The 20309-nt window shown below is 53.2% G+C and carries 19 protein-coding genes; 8 read left to right on the top strand and 11 right to left on the bottom strand.

Translation table 11 applies throughout. The features are described from left to right. Positions 1–3: 3 nt before the first annotated feature. Positions 4–1005, top strand: a complete 1002-nt coding sequence (gene csy3, locus N6G83_RS15970) for a type I-F CRISPR-associated protein Csy3 (protein ID WP_211136334.1) — start codon at positions 4–6, stop codon at positions 1003–1005. An 11-nt stretch (positions 1006–1016) separates the two neighbouring features. Then, positions 1017–1571, top strand: a complete 555-nt coding sequence (gene cas6f / locus N6G83_RS15965; protein WP_074030929.1) for a type I-F CRISPR-associated endoribonuclease Cas6/Csy4 — start codon at positions 1017–1019, stop codon at positions 1569–1571. Positions 1572–2420: 849 nt separating this feature from the next. Here the strand turns inward: cas6f and N6G83_RS15960 are convergent. Continuing rightward, positions 2421–2582 (bottom strand): YnfU family zinc-binding protein, encoded by a 162-nt coding sequence (locus N6G83_RS15960; protein ID WP_021178250.1) that lies wholly within the window; start codon positions 2580–2582, stop codon positions 2421–2423. A gap of 538 nt (positions 2583–3120) precedes the next feature. On the opposite strand from N6G83_RS15960, the gene N6G83_RS15955 reads away from it, so the two are divergent. Then, complete coding sequence (locus N6G83_RS15955; protein WP_024487014.1) at positions 3121–3750, top strand: LysE family translocator; 630 nt, start codon at positions 3121–3123, stop codon at positions 3748–3750. Between the two features lie 57 nt (positions 3751–3807). Here the strand turns inward: N6G83_RS15955 and N6G83_RS15950 are convergent, their stop codons facing one another. The 5 genes from N6G83_RS15950 to puuD all read right to left on the bottom strand — a co-directional run bounded on the left by N6G83_RS15950 (position 3808) and on the right by puuD (position 8913). Continuing rightward, complete coding sequence (locus tag N6G83_RS15950) at positions 3808–4455, bottom strand: transcriptional regulator (protein ID WP_211134904.1); 648 nt, start codon at positions 4453–4455, stop codon at positions 3808–3810. A 339-nt stretch (positions 4456–4794) separates the two neighbouring features. Then, complete coding sequence (locus N6G83_RS15945; protein WP_024529959.1) at positions 4795–6075, bottom strand: NAD(P)/FAD-dependent oxidoreductase; 1281 nt, start codon at positions 6073–6075, stop codon at positions 4795–4797. Positions 6076–6085: 10 nt separating this feature from the next. After that, the gene (gene puuC, locus N6G83_RS15940) at positions 6086–7582 is read right to left on the bottom strand and encodes an aldehyde dehydrogenase PuuC (RefSeq protein ID WP_211134905.1); all 1497 of its coding nucleotides are present in this window, start codon (positions 7580–7582) and stop codon (positions 6086–6088) included. 15 nt (positions 7583–7597) lie between these two features. Further along, complete coding sequence (puuR, locus tag N6G83_RS15935) at positions 7598–8155, bottom strand: HTH-type transcriptional regulator PuuR (protein WP_024529961.1); 558 nt, start codon at positions 8153–8155, stop codon at positions 7598–7600. Continuing rightward, on the bottom strand, positions 8152–8913 hold the full coding sequence (gene puuD, locus N6G83_RS15930; RefSeq protein WP_211134906.1) for a gamma-glutamyl-gamma-aminobutyrate hydrolase: 762 nt from the start codon (positions 8911–8913) through the stop codon (positions 8152–8154). Before puuD ends, puuR begins: the two co-directional genes overlap by 4 nt. A 236-nt stretch (positions 8914–9149) precedes the next feature. Here puuD and N6G83_RS15925 point away from each other — a divergent pair, with 236 nt between their 5' ends. The 5 genes from N6G83_RS15925 to N6G83_RS15905 all read left to right on the top strand — a co-directional run bounded on the left by N6G83_RS15925 (position 9150) and on the right by N6G83_RS15905 (position 14678). Further along, positions 9150–10568, top strand: coding sequence for a glutamine synthetase family protein (locus N6G83_RS15925; protein WP_024529963.1), 1419 nt, complete (start codon positions 9150–9152; stop codon positions 10566–10568). A 127-nt stretch (positions 10569–10695) separates the two neighbouring features. Next, complete coding sequence (locus N6G83_RS15920) at positions 10696–12066, top strand: APC family permease (protein ID WP_074030934.1); 1371 nt, start codon at positions 10696–10698, stop codon at positions 12064–12066. A gap of 92 nt (positions 12067–12158) precedes the next feature. Beyond that, the gene (yddG, locus tag N6G83_RS15915) at positions 12159–13052 is read left to right on the top strand and encodes an aromatic amino acid DMT transporter YddG (RefSeq protein ID WP_211134907.1); all 894 of its coding nucleotides are present in this window, start codon (positions 12159–12161) and stop codon (positions 13050–13052) included. An 85-nt stretch (positions 13053–13137) separates the two neighbouring features. Next, entirely contained in the window at positions 13138–13410 is a 273-nt protein-coding gene (locus tag N6G83_RS15910) for a hypothetical protein (protein WP_024529966.1), read from the top strand. Between the two features lie 389 nt (positions 13411–13799). Continuing rightward, positions 13800–14678, top strand: a complete 879-nt coding sequence (locus N6G83_RS15905; protein WP_024529967.1) for a nucleoside-specific channel-forming protein Tsx — start codon at positions 13800–13802, stop codon at positions 14676–14678. Between the two features lie 53 nt (positions 14679–14731). Here N6G83_RS15905 and N6G83_RS15900 read toward each other — a convergent pair whose 3' ends face one another. From N6G83_RS15900 to hutC, 5 genes are all read right to left on the bottom strand, one after another. Then, on the bottom strand, positions 14732–14914 hold the full coding sequence (locus N6G83_RS15900; RefSeq protein ID WP_074030937.1) for a hypothetical protein: 183 nt from the start codon (positions 14912–14914) through the stop codon (positions 14732–14734). A gap of 471 nt (positions 14915–15385) precedes the next feature. Then, positions 15386–16921 carry a serine hydrolase gene (locus tag N6G83_RS15895; RefSeq protein WP_211134908.1) on the bottom strand — a complete coding sequence of 512 codons (1536 nt, stop codon included), beginning with the start codon at positions 16919–16921 and terminating at the stop codon, positions 15386–15388. Between the two features lie 347 nt (positions 16922–17268). Next, positions 17269–18066 carry an N-formylglutamate deformylase gene (gene hutG, locus N6G83_RS15890; RefSeq protein WP_211134909.1) on the bottom strand — a complete coding sequence of 266 codons (798 nt, stop codon included), beginning with the start codon at positions 18064–18066 and terminating at the stop codon, positions 17269–17271. Further along, on the bottom strand, positions 18066–19283 hold the full coding sequence (gene hutI, locus N6G83_RS15885) for an imidazolonepropionase (RefSeq protein ID WP_211134910.1): 1218 nt from the start codon (positions 19281–19283) through the stop codon (positions 18066–18068). The genes hutG and hutI overlap by 1 nt, the downstream gene beginning before the upstream one ends. Positions 19284–19474: 191 nt before the next feature. Continuing rightward, on the bottom strand, positions 19475–20230 hold the full coding sequence (gene hutC, locus N6G83_RS15880) for a histidine utilization repressor (protein WP_074030943.1): 756 nt from the start codon (positions 20228–20230) through the stop codon (positions 19475–19477). Positions 20231–20309: the final 79 nt, after the last annotated feature.

The following is a 20309-nucleotide window of genomic DNA, read 5'->3' as shown; positions in this document are numbered from 1 at the left end:
ATTATTTATATGGCTACTGTAAAGACTGCATCTGTCCTGGCTTTCGAACGTAAATTGGCAAACTCCGATGCCATCATGTTTGCTGGTAACTGGCAACAACCTGAATGGACGCCGATTGCGATTCAAGAGAAAGCGGTGCGTGGCACGATTTCCAATCGTTTGAAAAATGCGATTGCCAGCGATCCGGCTAAACTGGATGCCGAAATCCAAAAGCCCAACTTGCAGCGTGTGGATGTCGCAGCATTGCCGTTCGACACTGATACCTTGAAAGTCAGCTTTACCCTGCGTGTGTTGGGTAATTTATCGCAACCTTCGGTATGTAACGATCAAGATTACCAAACCGAATTGGCGAAGGTGATCCAAGGTTATATCAAAGAGCATGGGTTTAAAGAACTGGCCGGGCGTTATGCTGAGAATCTGGCAAATGGTCGCTTCCTATGGCGCAACCGCGTTGGTGCCGATGAGATTGCTATTACCGTTAAGGGGAAGGAGAAAACCTGGCAATTCAACGCTAGTGATTACAGCTTGCGTACGTTTAGCCAGCCGAAAGGCGATTTAGCGGAGTTGGCCAAGGAAATTGAGCAAGGCTTGGCAGGGGAAAGCTTTGCATTCTTTAGCGTGGAAGCCTGCGTGCGATTGGGCAAAGGACAAGAGATTTTCCCATCGCAGGAACTGGTGCTAGATAGCAACAGTAAGAAAAGTAAGGTGCTTTATCACGTGGATGATATTGCTGCCATGCACTCGCAGAAAATCGGTAATGCGTTGCGTACCGTCGATAGTTGGTACCCCGATGCGAGTGAGTTGGCGTTAGGGCCAATTGCGGTGGAACCCTATGGTTCAGTGACCAGCAGGGGGCAAGCCTATCGTCAGCCGAAACAAAAAATGGATTTTTATACACTGTTGGATAACTGGGTGACTAAAGGGAAGGTGCCAGAAGTCGAACAACAACACTATGTCATGGCCATACTGATCCGTGGCGGCGTATTTGGCGAGAAAGGCGAATAAAGGGGCGACGTATGGATCATTACCTCGAGATTCGTGTGCTGCCGGATCCGGAGTTTTCAACGACGGAATTACTGGAAGCACTCTTTGCCAAGTTGCATAGGGCATTAGGTAGTGCTGGGCAGGGAAAAATAGGCATCAGTTTCCCCTCTGCCGGTAAAACACTGGGCGATAGGTTACGGCTACATGGCACTCTAGCGGTGCTCACTGCCTTTGAGACTTTACCTTGGCGTAAAGGATTACGGGATTACACGGAATGTGGCGAAATTCTGCCGATACCCGCCAATGTAAAATATCGTACAGTGCGACGAGTGCAGCTCAAAAGCAGCGCCGAGAGATTACGTCGTCGCTCTGTTCGCAAGGGATGGGTAACTGAAGAAGAGGCTCGTCTGCGTATTCCTGATGCCGTTGAGAAACGCTCAGCATTGCCATTTATTCGTTTAAAAAGTCTATCCAGCGAGCAAACCTTTTTGTTGTTTATCGAACAAGGCAAGATTTGCGATAACGCAACAGAGGGGGTATTTAGTGCTTATGGTCTAAGCGCAACGGCAACCATCCCGTGGTTTTAACCCTAATTTAATGACTGATTCTAACCTATTGATTTTAAAGGTTGGCGTCAGTCATGTTTAGAAAAGGGTTTTTGGGTGGGGTGGCGGGATTCTATTTTATTAACAGTTAGTTACCGTTAGCATGTAACAGTTCACTGCCGTATAGGCAGCTTAGAAAAATTGATTGCTGCCCGGAAGAGTTGTATTCAGGTTCACTGCCGTATAGGCAGCTTAGAAAGAAAGCTGTATTTGCTGATGTTCCCCAGTGCCGTTCACTGCCGTATAGGCAGCTTAGAAACTGGAAATGGACGAACGGCCAACGTTCCATGAAGTTCACTGCCGTATAGGCAGCTTAGAAAAGATTCCCTAATGCCAAAGCAGAGATGCAATCGTTCACTGCCGTATAGGCAGCTTAGAAATTTAGCTGTAACGAGAAACACAGAATGCCGCTGTTCACTGCCGTATAGGCAGCTTAGAAAAGGAGCGAGGAAGATATATCCGCGCCGACTGCGTTCACTGCCGTATAGGCAGCTTAGAAAATCAGACCCTAGCCGAAGGCCCGAAACCCGCGGTTCACTGCCGTATAGGCAGCTTAGAAACGTTAGCATGGCAAGCTGTAGAGCTACAAACTGTTCACTGCCGTATAGGCAGCTTAGAAACTGAATGGCGGTATTTCCATACTGGATGGTAAGTTCACTGCCGTATAGGCAGCTTAGAAATTGCTAACATATCTATGTTGGCTAAAAACCGTGTTCACTGCCGTATAGGCAGCTTAGAAGGGTTTACCCCTGAGAAAGTTAGAGCGGCTTTCGCTCACTACCGCACAGGTAGCTTAAACATTAATCTGGAGAGGGAGGCGCGTTGAAGGTCTCAATCTTCGCGTTTACGGAAATAATGTCCACAGTGGGGGCAGATCAGCGTGACGTTTTTTTTCACCTTACTGCGATTTTGCGGCGAACTTTTTGCGCATTCAGGGCAGGTGACATCAACGGGGGCGTCACCGAATAGCTTAAAAGCATCAAAGAAAGACATCTTTTTCACCGGGTAGAGGTAGGAGGAGTTCAGTGTACCTTTATCGCTCGGTGATAGCTCCACATAGATTGGTAAACCACTGGTAGAGACGTAGCCAGCTGCGCGCTAAAAAGGGAGTAACAAGTGGGGAGAAGGGGCGAGGGGGAAGAAAAAAGCCCCGCAAAAAATGAGGGGCAAACACAACAACACCAGGGAAATCGTTGATAACTAATCTGCTATTACTATATGTTTTTTGAGACGAGAGTTCATCAATAAATTGCTGCATTATTGCAACATTATAGTTAATTAATTTGTATGCATTTGGCTTTATTCATACGTTTTGTGAATTTGTTCGTTATTTGTGAGCAATAAGTCCGCATGCTGGTTATTTTTTGTTGAATTTATGCCTTTTGGGGTGATTTCTTGCTCCATTACCCCCTCCCAAACAGAATGTGACTTGAATCACATTGGGCTGATCCCCTATATTCCCCACCCATAGCGATGTTGTCGTATTGCGATGCAGCGGCGCAGAGAGTTTTACATTTATCCGGAGTTGTTGATGGAGTTAACTACGCTTTTGCTTTACGTGATTGCCGTCAGTGCGGTGATGGTAACGCCTGGCCCTTCCATGCTGTTGGCACTAAACAATGGTGCAATCCACGGTATGCGTATTGCCAGTTACGGTTTCCTGGGGGCGGTATTGGCCGATCTGTTGCTGATCGGCGCTGTCGGTTGCGGACTAGGGGCGTTGTTGCAGGCCTCTGAGCAGTTGTTTGCCGTAGTGAAGTGGGGCGGTGCGTTATATCTGGTCTACCTGGCCTGGGTGCTGTGGCGAGCGCCGGTAAAAGCTTTGGCGGTAAGCGCTAGCGCCGCCGCGGCGACCGGGAAAACGGCATTCCTGCGCTCCCTGATGGTCGGTTTGTCCAACCCTAAGGGCCTGCTGTTTTTCTCGGCCTTTCTGCCGCAGTTTATTCAGCCAGAAAAGCCGATCGCCATGCAATACCTGATCCTGGCTTTGGTCAGCGCAATGATCGACTGCGTGATGATGACGATCTACGCTTACGGCGGCCGCCATGCGATGCGTAAATTCTCGGCGAACGTGATGCGCTGGGTGAACCGTAGCTGTGCCGGCATGCTTGGCGTGTTGGCCGTAGGTGTTGCGCTTTATCGGCGTAGCGATGTGAGCTAGAGCCGGTCGGTTGAATCAGCGGGCGCAGCATGCTGCGCCGCTACTTGGCGAAAATGACTACAGTTTCAGGGAGCTAACCAGCTCCCTTTTTAATAGGTGACTGCCTGTGTTAGCAAAAGAGGAAAGCTTAGGCATATTACCTACTGACGGATCTGCAGATAACTCGCAGGCCGCATTGTTCCACCTCATAGCGGTATAGTTCGCATCTGATTGGTAGTAGTGCTGATAGATGTGAAATATATGCACCACGGTAGTCACCGTTAATATAATCACCAGCGCAATTAAAACGTAAGTGATTTTAACTTTGCTCAGAAAATTCTTTTTGTTTTTACAGGGCAATTCAGGTTCACCCTGATTAATTGCGATCTCTTCAATGGCGACGTCATTGGCTATTCTTAACCCTACTTTTGGTATGGTTTCTATGATGTTTTTATCAATCCCCATGCTCTTGATGATCCGCCGTAGCGTGCTCAGGCATTGGTTGAGATTATTATTGCTGGCCTGTAGACCGTAATCATCCCACACTCTTTGCAGAAGCACTTCTCTCTCAATAATTTCTCCTTTATTTTTAATAAGAAAGGAGAAAAGTCGAGCTGCAGATGAGGAAATGGTGACGATTTCTTCTTGAAGTTCCTGATGATAAAAACCGACGCTATTCGGGCAGAAAAGGACATCTCCTTCGATGAGATATTGGGGCTTTGTCATGCTGATTCACTCCATGTCAGACAGTATAATTAACTTAATTAACGTTAATCCTAAGTCTCATAATATTGTTTTTTTGGCGGTAGAGCAAGAAAGAAACAATATAAAATATAGTGGAATCAGCAAATTTCAGTTTAAAATCCGCTCTAATTTATCACGGTAGTTATTAATATTAAGTAAATGCCCTGTAAAATATTAAACGCTATTTAATAAAAATTAAGATCGCTAACTTACTGATAATTTTGCTAAACAAAGGCTCTAACTAGTCCGACCTGTAAGAATCAGCCTAGTTAGAAAAATGTATCAACTTAAGTAGCAGATTTGTGCAGAGGTGGCGTTGAATTAAACCCCAATTCGATCGCGCAGGGTGTAGTAGGCAGCGCCTATGGCGGTGAAGGGGATTTGCAGGTTACGGCCGCCAAAGAATGGCAGGTGTGGCAGTTTGGCAAAGGCGTCAAAACGCTCTGCATCGCCACGCATCAGCTCTGCTATCAGCTTGCCTGCCAGATGAGTGCAAGTCACGCCGTGCCCGCTGTAGCCCTGCATGTAGTAGACATTGTTTTCCAACCGGCCAAACTGCGGCATGCGCGATAGCGTCAGCAAGAAATTACCTGTCCAGCGGTAATCAATGCGTACGCCTTTTAGCTGCGGGAAAGTTTTCAGCAGCTTAGGGCGGATCAGGTTATCGATATCATCCGGATCGCGGGCGCCATAGACCACGCCACCGCCGTACAGCAGCCGGTTATCGCCGGTTAAACGGTAATAATCCAGCAGGTAATTGCAATCTTCCACGCAATAGTTTTGCGGGATCAGTGAGGCTGCCACTTCTGGAGCCAAGGGCTCGGTGGTGACCACTTGAGTCCCGCACGGCATACTGCGTTTGGCCAACCTTGGCTCCAGTTTATCGCCCAGATAGGCATTTCCGGCTACGATCACGTAACGAGCAGTGACTTGGCCGTTGGCGGTGCTGACCAACGCTGGCTCTCCGTGACGGATATTGGTGACTGCGGACTGTTCGAAGATCCGTCCTCCTTGCAGGCGAATGGCCTCGGCCTCGCCCAACGCCAGGTTGAGTGGATGGATATGGCCGCCGCTGTGATCGAGTAACGCGCCAACGTAACGATCACTGCTGACCTCCTGGCGGATACGGTCGGCATCCAGCAGTTCGAGTTGCGTATTGCCGTAACGTTCCCAGTGCTGTTTTTGTTCGATCAGCGCGTGGTACTGTTTATTGTTCAGCGCGGCGAAGATCCCGCCGGGGCGATAGTCACAGTCAATGGCATAGCGCTTGATACGGCTGCGGATAATCTCTGCGCCTTCAAACATCATGCTACCAAGCAGCTTGGCGCTTTCTGCACCGTAACGGCTTTCGATCACGTCGATGTCGCGGCTGTAGGAGTTGACCAGTTGGCCACCGTTGCGGCCGCTAGCACCAAAGCCGATGCGGGCAGACTCCAGCACCACTACGTTATAACCGGCTTCAACCAGAAACAGCGCCGATGACAGGCCGGTATAGCCGCCCCCCACGATACAGACGTCACAGTCGATCGATTCATTCAACTGCGGATAAGGCTGATGGTCATTGGCCGTTGCCGCATAGTAGCTTTTTACGTGTTCAGTCATCATCAAATCCTTATTCCAGTGAAATCCAGGTGGTTTTCAGTTCGGTAAATTTATCCAGCGCATGCAGCGACTTATCACGGCCGTTACCGCTTTGCTTGTAGCCGCCGAACGGTACGGTCATATCGCCATCGTTATAGTTGTTGACGAACACGGTGCCTGCTTTCAACTGGCGGGCCATGCGGTGTGCCCGTGACAAATCGCGGGTCCAGACGGCAGCGCCAAGCCCGTATTCGCTGTCGTTGGCCAATGTGAGTGCCTGTTGCTCACCGTTGAAGGTCGTGACGGCCAAGACAGGGCCAAAAATCTCGTCCCGTGCGACGTGCATCGCGTTATCCACCTGGGTGAGAATGGTGGGGCCGAGATAGCCGTGATGATCGCCTTGCGCATGGGCACGTCCATCAAGGAACAGCGAGGCCCCCTGGCTCAAACCCTGTTCGATATAGCTGGTGACTTTTTCACAGTGTTGTTGGTCGATCAGCGTACCCATGAGCGTTTGCGGATCGAGCGGGTTGCCCGGTGCGAAGACCGCTGCATGGCGTTGCAATGCCTGTAAAAAGGCCTGCTGAATACTTTCCTCTACCAGCAGCCGCGTACCGGCAATGCACACCTGCCCCTGGTTATAGAAGATCCCGGCCGCCGCTCCCTGCGCCGCCTTATCCAGGTCTGGGCAGTCGGCGAAGATAATGTTGGCACTCTTGCCACCGGCCTCCAGCCACACGCGTTTCATGTTGGATTCACCGGCGTACTTCATCAACTGCTTGGCTACCTGGGTAGAGCCGGTAAAGGCGAGAGCATCCACGTCGTTATGCAGTGCCAACGCTTTGCCAGCATCGTGGCCGAAACCAGGAATAATGTTCAGGACGCCATCCGGTAATCCTGCCTGCTGTGCCAAAGCGCCAAGATAAACCGCCGTAAGCGGTGATTTTTCCGAGGGTTTCAGCACTACGCTGTTCCCGGCCGCCAGCGCCGGGCCTAACTTCCAGCAGGCTAACAGCAGCGGAAAGTTCCACGGCACGATGGCACCCACCACGCCGATTGGCTCCCGCTGGATCAGGGCGAGCGCATCATGGCCGGTTGGGGCAATTTCGCCATACACCTTGTCTATGGCTTCGGCATACCAGCGGATACAGCGGATCGCCCCTGGAATATCATCGCGCAGGCTATGGCGGATGGGTTTGCCGGTATCTAACGTTTCCAACAACGCTAATTGCTCGCTGTGCTCTTCCATCAGGTTAGCGAGTTTGAACAATGTTGCCTTGCGTTTGGCTGGGGAGGCTTGCGACCAGTCGCCGCGTTCAAACACCTCGCGCGCCGCCTTGACGGCCAAATCGATATCGATGTGGCTGCCACGGGCCATTTGTACCAGTTCGCGAACCCCGGCAGGATCCTGAACGCTAAAGGTTTCCCCTTCGGCTGCCGGGAGGTAGCGGCCATTGATAAACAACCGGTTTTCAATCTTCAGGGCCTGTGCCCGTTGTTGCCAATATTCCAGGTGGTGGAAGTCCATACCTTGCTCCGTTAATCAGAATGTCGTCGGCGTATGTGCGCTGATAATTCGGCAAATGCGCGCCGAAGTGTTGCTGAAACTATGGGGGATCGCGGTGTTGATGGCGTAGCTCTGGCCTGCCCGTAGGTGATAGCTTTGCCCGTTGACCTGCAGCATCACTTCACCTTCCAGCAGGGTGCCAATCTCCTCCCCCTGATGTTTGAGCCGCTCACCGGTAGTGGTGCCCGGATCATAGGTTTCGATCATCATTGCCAGGGTGCGGTTAGGGTCACCGTTGTGGATCAGCTTCATCGAAACTCCCTGGCTGCCGATTTCGATCAGATGGTCATGATCGATCACGATCTGCGGCTCATGCGGCTGTTCCGGTTCGGTAAAGAAAGCCGATAGCGACAGCCCATACACTGTCAGCAGCTTTTGCAGCGTACTGATGGCCGGGCTGACCTTGTCCTGTTCAATGGTACTGATGGCGCTGTGCGTCAAGCCAGACAGTTCGGCTACCCGGCGCTGCGATAGCCCTAACTGCTGGCGGATCTGTGATAAGCGTTTCCCCGGTGCCAAGCTGACGTCGCTCATAGGCGTTTTTCCTTTTGGTAGTGCTGGCAGGCGTTAATAAATCCCTCAAACAGCAGGCGGGACAGGGCATATTCATCGCTGTTCCATTCAGGATGCCACTGCACCCCTAAGGCAAAGGGTTGATCGCGAATGCTGAGGGCTTCCACCAGGCCGTCGGCGGCATAGGCTTCAACACGCACGCTGGGACCGAGGGTTCTGGCTCCTTGGCCGTGCAGGGAGTTCACCCAGAATCGGTGGCAATCCGGCAGCAGCTGCGCCAGCAATCCCCCGTCTTGCACGGTAACTTCATGAGCAGGGGCATATTGCTGTTCCAGCGGCAGATCGTGATCTTCACGGTGCTCGAGCAGCTCGGGTTGTTCATATAAACGACGGTGTAGCGTGCCTTGAGTCGCGACCACCAGCTCTTGCATACCGCGGCAAATGGCGAAAAGGGGAATGCGCCTGCTCAGTGCCAAGCCGATCAGCGCCAGGCTCAATTCATCGCGCCCAGGATCGGCGTCAGGCTCATCGCCGTTTTCACCATAAAGGTGCGGCTGCACATTACTGGGGCTACCCGGCAGCAGGATGCCGTCGAGGTGGGGTAGCAACTCTGCCAGCATTTCCGGCTCTGCCAGCGCGTGCGGCAGGGCGATCGGTAATCCTCCAGCAGCTAACACCGCATTTAGGTACTTTTCTTGCAAGGTCTGGGTGAGGTGCTGGTTTAACCTATACCTGCACATCACGACGCCGACGATTGGTCTGTTAAATATATTGCCCATGCTATCCCCTACAGGTTGTTCGAAATTATGACCGATAAGCCGTTTAATCGCCTTTTTTGTTCAATATTCACTAAATCTAGCAGTCGAATGGCCAATATTCAAACCAAAATTAACACTTGCAAAACATTTTTGTTGCATCTATGTTTCATTGGTGGACATTATATTGAGCAAGATGGTCAAAACATCGAAGCCAGTAAGTGTGAGAACCACAGACCAAACACAACGGCGGGTGAAACATGCAAACCAACATCGTAGAAGTCGAAAACTTTGTGCAACACAATGAAGAAAGGCGAAGTAGCACGTTCCAGCGCGAAGTGAAGAAGTATCTGGAACGTTATCCGTTAACCCAGCATATCGACGTGCTGCTGACCGATCTCAACGGCAGCTTCCGTGGCAAGCGCATCCCGGTAAGCGGGCTGGGTAAACTGGAGAAGGGCTGTTACTTCCCGGCCTCGGTGTTCGCGATGGATATTCTTGGCAACGTGGTGGAAGAAGCGGGGTTGGGGCAGGAATTGGGTGAGCCGGACCATATTTGTGTACCGGTAGCCGGAACCCTGACGCCATCGGCGGCCGATCCGCAATATCTGGGCCAGGTACTGCTCACCATGCTGGATGAAGATGGTACTCCCTTTGACGTTGAACCGCGCAATGTGCTGAACCGAGTGTGGCAGCGTTTGCGTCAGCGCGGGTTATTCCCCGTAGTAGCGGTAGAGTTGGAGTTCTATCTCATCGATCGCCAGCGCGATCCGGAAGGTTATTTGCAACCCCCTTGCGCCCCAGGCACCCAGGAGCGTAACACCCAGAGCCAGGTTTATTCGGTGGACAACCTCAACCACTTTGCCGACGTGCTGAGCGAGATCGACGAACTGGCCCGCCTGCAAGGGCTGCCGGCCGACGGCGCGGTAGCGGAAGCGTCACCGGGCCAGTTTGAGGTTAACCTGCATCACACCAATGATGTGTTACAGGCCTGTGACCATGCTCTGGCGTTAAAGCGGCTGATACGCATGGTGGCAGAGAAGCACCATATGCATGCAACCTTTATGGCCAAGCCTTACGAGGAACATGCGGGCAGCGGTATGCATGTGCATATCAGCATGCTGGACAAGCAGGGTAACAACGTCTTTGCCGATGCGGATGGTGAAGACTCCACGCTGTTGAAGCAGGCGCTGGCTGGCATGATCGCCTTGATGCCTGCCTCGATGGCGCTGCTGGCACCCAACGTCAACGCTTACCGCCGCTTCCAGGCGGGGATGTATGTTCCCACCCAGGCATCCTGGGGCCATAACAACCGCACCGTAGCGCTACGTATTCCCTGTGGCGATCGCGACAACCACCGCGTGGAGTATCGCGTGGCGGGGGCCGATGCCAACCCATATCTGGTGATGGCAACCATTCTGGCCGGGATTGTCTACGGCCTCGACACTCAGTTACCGCTGCTTGAGCCAGTCACCGGCAACGGGCTGGAGCAAGAGGGGTTGCCGTTCCCGATCCGCCAGAGTGATGCGCTGTATGAGTTCGAACATCAGCCGGTGCTCAATGCGCTGCTGGGCGAACGTTTCAGCCACGTCTATCTGGCCTGTAAGACCGATGAGCTGGAGCAGTTTGAGCGGCTGATCACCGAAACCGAAATCGAGTGGATGCTGAAAAACGCCTGACGTCCTCAGCCCGATCCTACCGCGCGCCGGCGCATTCCCGCGGGCTACCTGTGGCCTGGCGAAGCCGTGCGCGACGGTGATGACTTCTTCCAACTTGGCGTACAGGACGCCGGTGAGGAATAACCCAATGACGATAAGTGCCATCGACGATAATGGCGCGGGCAAACCGCAACTGCGCAAGACATTGAAACTGTGGCAAGTGGTGATGATGGGCCTGGCCTATCTGACGCCAATGACGGTGTTTGACACCTTCGGTATCGTTTCTGGCGTGACGGACGGGCACGTTCCGGCGTCTTACCTGTTGGCATTGGCCGGGGTGCTGTTTACCGCCATCAGCTATGGCAAGCTGGTGCGCCAGTTCCCGACCTCGGGCTCGGCTTACACTTACGCGCAAAAGGCTATCAACCCGCATGTGGGTTTCCTGGTTGGCTGGTCATCGCTGCTGGATTACCTGTTTTTGCCGATGATCAATACACTATTGGCCAAAATCTATCTTACGGCGCTGTTCCCAGAGGTCCCGCCGTGGATCTGGGTGGTCGGCTTTGTGATCCTGATCACCGCCATCAACCTGAAAAGCGTCAGCCTGGTAGCAAACTTCAACACCCTGTTTGTAGTGGCGCAGGTAGCGATTATTGTGGTGTTTATCTTCCTGGTGGTGCGGGGGTTGCACAATGGCGAAGGGGTTGGCCAGGTGTGGAGTCTGCAACCTTTTATCAGTGAAAACGCTCATCTATTGCCTATCATTACTGGCGCCACCATCCTGTGCTTTTCGTTTCTGGGTTTTGACGCCGTCACTACGCTGTGTGAAGAAACGCCTGATGCCGCCCGTGTGATCCCACGCGCTATCTTCCTTACCGCACTCTATGGCGGTGTGATCTTTATCGCCGTATCGTTCTTTATTCAGCTGTTTTTCCCAACACTTGAGCGTTTCAAACAGCCAGATGCGGCACTGCCGGAAATCGCGCTGTATGTGGGCGGCAAGCTGTTCCAGTCCATCTTCCTGTGTGTCACCTTTATCAACACCCTGGCTTCAGGCCTGGCTTCCCATGCCAGCGTGTCCAGGCTGCTGTATGTGATGGGGCGCGACAATGTGTTCCCGGAAAAATTCTTTGGTTACGTGCATCCTAAATGGCGCACTCCAGCGCTTAACGTGCTGCTGGTTGGTTTGGTGGCGTTATCGGCATTATCCTTCGATTTGGTGACGGCGACCGCCCTGATCAACTTTGGCGCGCTGGTGGCCTTTACCTTCGTCAACCTTTCGGTGATCAGTCACTTCTATATTCGTCAAGGGCGCAACAAGAGCTGGAAAGACCGCTTCCATTACCTGATTTTGCCGCTGGTGGGAGCGCTGACGGTAGGGATCTTGTGGCTGAACCTGGAAAAAAGTTCCTTGACCATGGGGCTGTTGTGGGCGGCGCTCGGGTTTGGCTATCTTGCCTATCTTACCCGTCGTTTCCGCCAGCCTCCTCCGCAGTTGGAGCGCCAGCCTCAGCAGTAAAGGTATGGGCGCAGCGTTGCGCCCTTTCTTTTTCCCCAGTAGGGCAGTAGAGTAAAAAACCGCACAAAAATAACCAATTGGATCCTACGCTAATGCCTCCGTTGTCTGCTTCCCATAAAGCCACCTTGCTCGGCCTGCTGGCCATTGTGTTATGGAGCAGCGTGGTTGGCCTGATCCGCAGCGTCAGTGAAGGGCTGGGGCCGGTCGGCGGGGCGGCGATGATCTACAGCGTAGGCACGCTGTTTCTGCTGGTGGTGATGGGTGTCCCCAAACTGCGTGAGTTCCGCCGTTCCTATCTGATCCTCGGCAGCCTGCTGTTTGTGCTGTATGAGATTTGCCTCTCGCTGTCGTTGGGCTTTGCCAGCAACCGCACTCAGGCTATTGAGTTGGGGATGATCAACTATCTTTGGCCCTGCTTTACCGTGTTGATGGCCATCCTGTTCAATGGACAAAAGGCCAAATGGTGGGTGGTGCCTGGTTTGTTGCTTTCCCTGTTTGGGATTGGCTGGATCATGAGTGGCAGCGGCGGTTGGTCACCGGCGCAAATGCTGGCCAACGTGCGCAGCAATCCGTTGAGTTACGGGCTGGCATTCAGTGGTGCGGTGATTTGGGCCATCTATTGCAACGTGACCAAGAGGATCGCCCAAGGCAAAAACGCGGTGGTGCTGTTTATCTCCCTGACCGCGCTGGCGCTGTGGCTGATTTATCCTTTCAGTAATGAAAGCGGCATGAACTTTAGCCTGCCGGTTGTGGTGGCGTTGCTGTGCGTGGGGACGGCGATGGGGGCTGGCTATGCAGCTTGGAACGTCGGGATCCTGCATGGCAATATGACGCTGCTGGCGACCGTATCTTACTTTACCCCGGTGTTGTCATCGGTATTTGCCGCCGTGGTACTCAGCACCGCGCTGACCCTCAACTTCTGGCAGGGGGTGATGATGGTAACGCTAGGATCGCTGATTTGCTGGTGGGCGACTCGCGGCAACTGAGGCCTGTTTTTTACCTGCGCAGGCGGCAGAATAATGAATTTCGAGCTAATCTCAAGGTAAGTGTTCTGCCAGAAGGAACGGGGAAATGAGAAAAGATATTCAATTTATTCAGCAACCAGCGCTTAATGGCCACAGTTTCAGCACCGGCGATATCGTCCGACTGACCACCGCTAACCTGCCGCATGAATACCAGTTGGATGTGATGATCCTGCGCCGTGACGACAAGCTGATCCATGGCTCGGTAGTCGTGGCCTCGCCGAAAATCGATATCCCGGTCAGCCAATGGGAAATTGCCACGGGTGATGAGGTGGTGTTCCGGCAAGAGAACATTGCCAAAGCTGTGCCCGGAGCTCGCTGAAAAAACCAACTGGTTAGCCATATAAGGGGGCGTATGCTGCCCCTGCCTGCCACTAAGCCGACATAAGCGTCGGCTTTTTTACGCGATTTTTAACCCCTGGTTAAAAGTTGGTGTTGAACACAAAGACACCAAAAATCGTCGTTTGAAATTTATCGATATGATGAAAATCACATCAAAAATGTTTTGCACTGCAATTTATTTTAAAAAATGAGAACGCAATCGATTACGTAATAGTAAAATGCCTAACTGGATCACAGATTATTACAGCGAGAGCTTTCTATAATGCGCACGGCAACCGGCAATAGGTAACCGTTTGTTTACAGCAGGCGTCGCCAGACTCATATCATTCTAACGGGCAGGGAATGGCCCACTCAGCATGTGGTAATAAAATGAAGAAAATAGCTCTCGCAGCAGGTGTGCTTCTCTCCGCGTCTTTCAGCCCCGCTTCCATGGCTGCAGAAAGCAAAGACAGCCAGTATCTTTCAGACTGGTGGCATCAGAGTGTCAACGTAGTAGGCAGCTACCATACCCGCTTCGGGCCGCAGCTGAACAATGACGTGTATCTGGAGTATGAAGCCTTTGCCAAGAAAGACTGGCTGGATTTCTATGGCTACGTGGACGTGCCAAAGTTCTTCGGCACCGGTAACACGCCAAACCGTGGTATCTGGGATAAAGGCTCACCGCTGTTTATGGAGATCGAGCCACGCTTCTCCATCGACAAACTGACCGGCACCAACCTGGGCTTTGGGCCGTTCAAAGAGTGGTATTTTGCCAACAACTACATTTACGACATGGGGCGTAACAACGCCTCCCGTCAAAGCACCTGGTATATGGGGCTAGGCACCGATATCGATACCGGTCTGCCGATGAGCCTGTCGATGAACATTTATGCCAAATACCAATGGCAGAACTATGGTGCATCCAACGAGAACAGCTGGGACGGCTATCGCTTCAAGGTGAAATACTTTGTGCCGTTGACCGAAATGTGGGGTGGCAACCTGAGCTATATCGGTTTCACCAACTTTGACTTTGACTCCGATCTGGGCAGCGACAACTTCGTAGTGGATGGCCGCCAGGCGCGTACCAGCAACTCTATCGCCTCCAGCCACATTTTAGCGCTGAACTACGATCACTGGCATTACTCCTTCGTGGCACGTTACTTCCATAACGGTGGTCAATGGAATGATGGGGTGGATATCGGTACGCCGCAGGGGCCAATCAAGTCCACCGGCTGGGGTTACTACCTGGTTGCCGGTTATAACTTCTGATTTTCCGTGGTATCAGAAACAGGAAACCCCGCACTGGCGGGGTTTTTTTATCATTATTTCAGGTAATTTTCTGCGGGTAAATGTTTAACCGGCATAACCAATTTGCCCTTGATAACGTAGCACTCATTATCGATCCACTTGAGGATTTGCTCACGGCTGACACCTTCAAATTGTGCATAGCGATAAATATCACCATTGAAGTGCAGCTGGATGTACTCCATCAGCGTCATGTGCATGGATATAACTCCTAAACGCCCAGAAATAGCGGTTTTGCCAAGCTGAGTGGTTGAGGTTTTCAAGGCCTAAAGGTAAATTATTTGCAACAAAACAGCAACAAAAAACGCTAAAAAGCGGCGTTACTATAGTAAAAAGTAGTAAAAGAATTCCCGCACGGGACGGCGGGAAATTGAGTACTATCATTTATCGATGACATAAGATGGGTTTTGAGGTGCAACGAAAAAGAGCTGGTTTACTCATTTTTGTGGCCCACTAAAATTACTGGATGGCTTATTTCGTCGCAAGAAAAATTTACGGCATTTACTCGGTTATCATGAGTAGTTTTGCGCGTAAACAATTTTTTGTCTGATGACCACGATCCATTTTTTTAATAGCTGGTGTGAATGATATGTCGGGCAGTGACCTGCTGATGAGGCAAAGGGGGCTAGGCGGGCTCAGCATGCGGCTCCCCTCTATAGCACGGTGAACCTTTACGCGTGGGCGCTGATGCTCTTTTTGAAAGTAAGTACCCGGCTACGGCTGGCGATCAGATCGACCTGGTAACCGCGGAAATACAGACAAAACCGATTCAGGCTGGGCCCATCGTTGCTTTCAACCAATATCCGCCCATCCCCCAGCGAACTCAGGGTGCCGGTTTGCGCTGCGGGGCCGACCCCGATGTGGATCTGGTTGCCGCAAATTTCGAACGCGGTGCGGTATTGTGGATGATACCAGTGCCCTTGAACCTGTTTTAGGCAAGCCGTTTCACTAGCCACCGGCAGAAAGCGGCGTGCAACGTGGCCAACTTCACCTTCTACGGCTTCACCCGTCCACTTAAGGCGCATTGGCTGATGGGCCGAGAGGGATACCGCATAACCATCTCCACTTTGATACAGTGGTTCGTTGGTGCCCAGATAAGCCACGTTGCCCCCTTTAACCTCCAACCAGTATGGTTCCGCCCGGGTGGCGTAGATGCCATCTGGGATCGCTGTGCTGCGTTGGGGCAGCGGTTCATTCAGCAGCGCCGCCATCACCTGTAAAATAATGGCAAAGCTGTCACAATCTTCACGGTTGGCGACCAGCAGGGCACCGGCTTGCCGGTCCGGCGCCAGCAGAAAATAGGTCTTGTAGCCTGCATGAGAACCGCCATGGCCCAGCAAAGTCTGGCTGCCAAGCGGCGTTTGTGCCAGCCCTAGTCCGTAATGGCTGATTTGGCCCTGGCTGAGCTTACGTGGGGCACTTAGCTGCGTCAGAACCCCTTTGCCAGGGCCGCTATTGGCCAGCAGGCATTGCAACCAGCGGGTGAGGGCGTTGGCGCTCCCCGTCAGGCTGCCAGAGGCGGAGAGATGCAAACCAGCACTGGTTTGCTGCCAACCTTTGGCCGAGTGCCAATAGCCCGGAGCCAGCCCAGGCACCACATCAAACCAGCCTTCGGGAGCTTGTAGCTGCACGTCCAGAGGGCGGGCCAGATGCTGCTGAACCAGAGCATCAAAAGCGTAGCCTTTCGTCTTCAATGCTGCCTCTACCAGACGGTAACCGGTATTGGTGTAGGTGATCTCACTGCCTGCGGGGTAGTTGAGCCGGGTTAAACCATGGATAAACTCCATCACCGGTTGGGCTTCACTGACGGTGTTGCTCGAGACGCCAAGCAGCCCCAGCGTTTGCCGAATATCGGGTAGCCCGCTGGTCATGTCCAAAGCCTGTCCTACCGTCACCTCCGCCAGTTGTCCCTGCAATTCTGGCAGTAGACTGCCAAGGCGATCGTCAAGCCGCAGGGCGTTGTCGGTGGCATTGAGCGCCAGCGCGGCAAAAATATGTTTGGTGATCGAGGCATAGCGCACCACGGTATCGGTAGTGAAAGGATCGCGCCGTGCCAGATCGGCCAGCCCTGCACATACCACCGCCTGGGTCGTATCAGTATCAAACAGGGTGATAGCCCCACCGGGTTGGCCTGCGGTTTGCCAGCCTGCCAACAGTTGAGCGGCGGCTGCCTGTGCGGCGCGCCAGTTTAGCGGGGTGTCAGACATAGTTTCCTCCTGAGATAACGAACGCCACACATCGCCGTGGCCGACTACACACGAGTGTCTACCGCAGCCAGGATAAAGAAGTGGATGGCGGGTATGGCAAGGGTGGTCTTTCAATCCCTGATCTCTGGCTTGCAACGGGTTGGCATGGGATGAAAGAGGCCCAATTGTGGCGCAAGGAAAAAGTCACGGGCCGCTGTTTTGTGCGCTGTTCAGACCAGTGGGCAACCTTTCCATCAAAATTGGGATGCAGTGCTCAAATCATCATGGAAGGGCGTGAAAGACAGGAGGGGATAATGGTGAGGGCAAGGTCAACTCCGGCGCAATAGCGGCACCGGAGTTGTGGCGGATTAGCGTTGTTGTTCGCCCCAGGCCAGCATGCTTTCTATCATCTGCTGCAACAGGCGTTGTAAAGGTGCAGCACGGACGGCATCAAATTCGAATGTCTGCTCGGACATATAGTTCACTTGCGCTAACTCCAACTGTACCGCGTGCTGGTGTTCCTGCGGTTGACCATAGGCACGGGTAATGTAGCCCCCTTTAAAGCGCCCGTTCAGCACGTGGCTGAACTGTTGTTGTTGCTGACAACAGGTGACCAGCCTGTCACTCAGTGAAGCAGGGCAGCTTTCACCACCGTTAGTGCCGAGGTTGAGATCGGGTAGCTTACCGTCGAACAGGCGTGGTATCACAGAGGCGATCGAGTGGGCGTCAAACAGTAAAGCGTAACCGTGTTGGGCTGTTAGCCGTGTCAGCTCATTCTGTAGTTGCTGATGGTAGGGCTGCCAGATGTTTTGCAGATATCCGGCCCGTTCTTGGTCAGAAGGGGCGGCGTCCGGTAGAAAACTGGGGCGACCATCGAACAACACATCAGGAAACAGACCGGTGGTGGCAGTGGTATAGAGCGGTTTGTCATCTGCTGGGCGGTTGAGGTCAATCACCAGGCGCGAATAGTTACCCACCAGAATGCTGGCACCCATGGCACGGGCAAAATCGTACAGCCGTGGGATATGCCAGTCGGTGTCTTGCAGGGGGCGGGCCTCATCGGTCAGCCCTTTCTCAACCGCTGGCGTCAAGCGGGTACCGGCATGGGGAATACTGATCAACAGCGGCAGTTGGCCGCTCTGGAACTCGAAAGGATCGCAAATCATTAACGGACTTCTCCTCGGAAAATCACCGTGCAGGGCAGTTGACCGCCCAACCAGTAAGCCAGCTCTGCCGGGCGTGCCAGCGGCCAGTGAACAAAATCGGCCACTTTGCCCACTTCCAGCGAGCCGTGGGTTTCCTGCAGGCCCAAAGCCTTGGCGGCATGCAGCGTTACGCCTGCCAGCGCTTCTTCCGGCGTAAGACGGAACAGGGTGCAAGCCATATTAATCATCAGACGCAGCGATAGCGCGGGTGAGGTGCCAGGGTTGGCATCGCTGGCAATAGCCATCGCTACGCCGTGCTTGCGGAACAGCTCAACCGGTGGGCACTGCGTTTCACGTAACAGGTAGTAGGCACCTGGCAACAGCACCGCCACGGTTCCGGCTGCCGCCATCGCTATGGCATCTTGTTCGGTGGCATATTCCAGGTGATCGGCGGAAAGGGCATGATGCCGTGCCGCCAATGCGCTACCGCCGAGCGCTGAAAGCTGCTCCGCGTGCAGTTTTATCGGCAGGCCAGCAAGCTCAGCGGACGCGAAAACTCTCTCAACCTGCTCAGGGGAAAAGGCCAAGTGTTCGCAAAACGCATCCACTGCATCTGCCAGGCCAGCTGCTGCGGCTTCAGGGATGATGGTATTGCACACCAGGTCAATATAGTCGTCGCTGCGTCCGGCATATTCCGGTGGCAGGGCATGAGCGGCCAGGCAGGTAGTTTTCACTTCGACTGGCAATTTTTCTGCCAGACGACGCGCGACACGTAGCATTTTCAACTCGCTTGCTAGCGTTAAGCCATAGCCGGATTTGATTTCTACGCAGGTGACACCCTCAGCCAGCAATGGCCGCAGGCGGAACAGTGCTTGTTCCAGCAACAACTCTTCTTGTGCATCGCGCGTGGCCTTGACCGTGGAGATAATGCCCCCGCCCTGAGCAGCAATTTCTGCGTAGCTTACCCCGTTCAAACGTTGTTCAAACTCACCACTGCGGTTGCCGCCAAACACCAGGTGCGTGTGGCAATCCACCAGGCCGGGGGTGATGATGCCACCGTCAAGCTTCACCGTTTTGGTCGCGGCCAAGGCAGGCATGGCGGCCTGTTCACCCATCCAGACAATCTTGCCTGCGCGTACGGCGATCGCGCCGTTGCTGATGATGTGATACTTGCCGTCACGCATGGTGACGATATCGGCCCCGTGCCACAGGCTGTCGCAGTGGATCTCAGACGTCATGGTGTTCCCGCTCCCACATGGTTGTATATACAATTAAAAACAACCTAGCGCATTCGCCGGTCTGCGACAAGAGAGGGGATAAAAATTTGTTACCAAGATGTGATGAAACGCGAAAAAGGCAGGGATTAGCGTCACTGGACCCAACCAATGGGGCGCATGCTGCGCCCCATTGGTAACACGTTTGGTCTAACTCAAACCTGATTGGTAAAACGGCCAAACAGTTGATAGCGGCTGCCTGGATAGAGCAGGCGGGCGGAGGTTACCACCATTTTGCCAGACCAGGTGCGCCGATGGATCAGCAGGCCCGGTTCGTGGTCTTCCAATTGCAGCAGTTCGCGCTCTTGCTTGGTTGGCACGACGGCTTCGACAATATGTTCACCTGCGGTCAACGGGGCGGATTGGGTCAGGTAAATATAGGGCGTGACCCGATCGAAATCCTGCTTCATATAATCCGGGGCCGCCAGCGGGTTGACGCAGCGATCTTCCACCTGCACCGGCACGTCATTTTCATAATGCACAATCTGCGAGTAGAACAACTGCTGACCCGGCAGGATCCCCAATGCCGTCGCTTCCTCTGCGCTGGCCGGGCGGGCGGTCAACTGCAAAATTTTACTGCTGTGGCGGTGCCCACGGGCGGCGATCTCGTCGGCGATATTATGCACTTCCAGCAACGCGGTGTGTGCCTTGGCCTCGGCCACGAAGGTGCCTACACCCTGCATGCGGATCAAAAAGCCCTCGCTGGTCAATTCACGCAAGGCCCGGTTGATGGTCATGCGGCTGACGCCCAGCTCGCTGACCAGTTCACTTTCCGAGGGGACGCGTTGGTGCGGCTGCCAGTGACCCGCACGGATTTGGCTTACGATGGCCTGTTTGACCCGTTGATAGATCGGGGCGGGGGTCTCGCTCATTGCTGCAGCCAACTGCAACACGGTCTGTTGATCTACCACGACGTTAACCTCGTCAAATAAAAAAATAATAACACCAGTTTACTGTTGATGTTGAAGATATGTATATGTATATACAAGT

This window comes from Serratia sp. PL7 (assembly GCF_945957435.1).
This window is presented reverse-complemented; position numbering and strand designations above follow the sequence as displayed.

Bases quoted from the DNA above. Each gene is read 5' to 3' on its own strand.
- cas6f (WP_074030929.1), top strand. From the start codon at position 1,017: ATGGATCATTACCTCGAGATTCGTGTGCTGCCGGATCCGGAGTTTTCA.
- N6G83_RS15960 (WP_021178250.1), bottom strand. From the start codon at position 2,582: ATGTCTTTCTTTGATGCTTTTAAGCTATTCGGTGACGCCCCCGTTGAT.
- N6G83_RS15955 (WP_024487014.1), top strand. From the start codon at position 3,121: ATGGAGTTAACTACGCTTTTGCTTTACGTGATTGCCGTCAGTGCGGTG.
- N6G83_RS15950 (WP_211134904.1), bottom strand. From the start codon at position 4,455: ATGACAAAGCCCCAATATCTCATCGAAGGAGATGTCCTTTTCTGCCCG.
- N6G83_RS15945 (WP_024529959.1), bottom strand. From the start codon at position 6,075: ATGACTGAACACGTAAAAAGCTACTATGCGGCAACGGCCAATGACCAT.
- puuC (WP_211134905.1), bottom strand. From the start codon at position 7,582: ATGGACTTCCACCACCTGGAATATTGGCAACAACGGGCACAGGCCCTG.
- puuR (WP_024529961.1), bottom strand. From the start codon at position 8,155: ATGAGCGACGTCAGCTTGGCACCGGGGAAACGCTTATCACAGATCCGC.
- puuD (WP_211134906.1), bottom strand. From the start codon at position 8,913: ATGGGCAATATATTTAACAGACCAATCGTCGGCGTCGTGATGTGCAGG.
- N6G83_RS15925 (WP_024529963.1), top strand. From the start codon at position 9,150: ATGCAAACCAACATCGTAGAAGTCGAAAACTTTGTGCAACACAATGAA.
- N6G83_RS15920 (WP_074030934.1), top strand. From the start codon at position 10,696: ATGACGATAAGTGCCATCGACGATAATGGCGCGGGCAAACCGCAACTG.
- yddG (WP_211134907.1), top strand. From the start codon at position 12,159: ATGCCTCCGTTGTCTGCTTCCCATAAAGCCACCTTGCTCGGCCTGCTG.
- N6G83_RS15910 (WP_024529966.1), top strand. From the start codon at position 13,138: ATGAGAAAAGATATTCAATTTATTCAGCAACCAGCGCTTAATGGCCAC.
- N6G83_RS15905 (WP_024529967.1), top strand. From the start codon at position 13,800: ATGAAGAAAATAGCTCTCGCAGCAGGTGTGCTTCTCTCCGCGTCTTTC.
- N6G83_RS15900 (WP_074030937.1), bottom strand. From the start codon at position 14,914: ATGCACATGACGCTGATGGAGTACATCCAGCTGCACTTCAATGGTGAT.
- N6G83_RS15895 (WP_211134908.1), bottom strand. From the start codon at position 16,921: ATGTCTGACACCCCGCTAAACTGGCGCGCCGCACAGGCAGCCGCCGCT.
- hutG (WP_211134909.1), bottom strand. From the start codon at position 18,066: ATGATTTGCGATCCTTTCGAGTTCCAGAGCGGCCAACTGCCGCTGTTG.
- hutI (WP_211134910.1), bottom strand. From the start codon at position 19,283: ATGACGTCTGAGATCCACTGCGACAGCCTGTGGCACGGGGCCGATATC.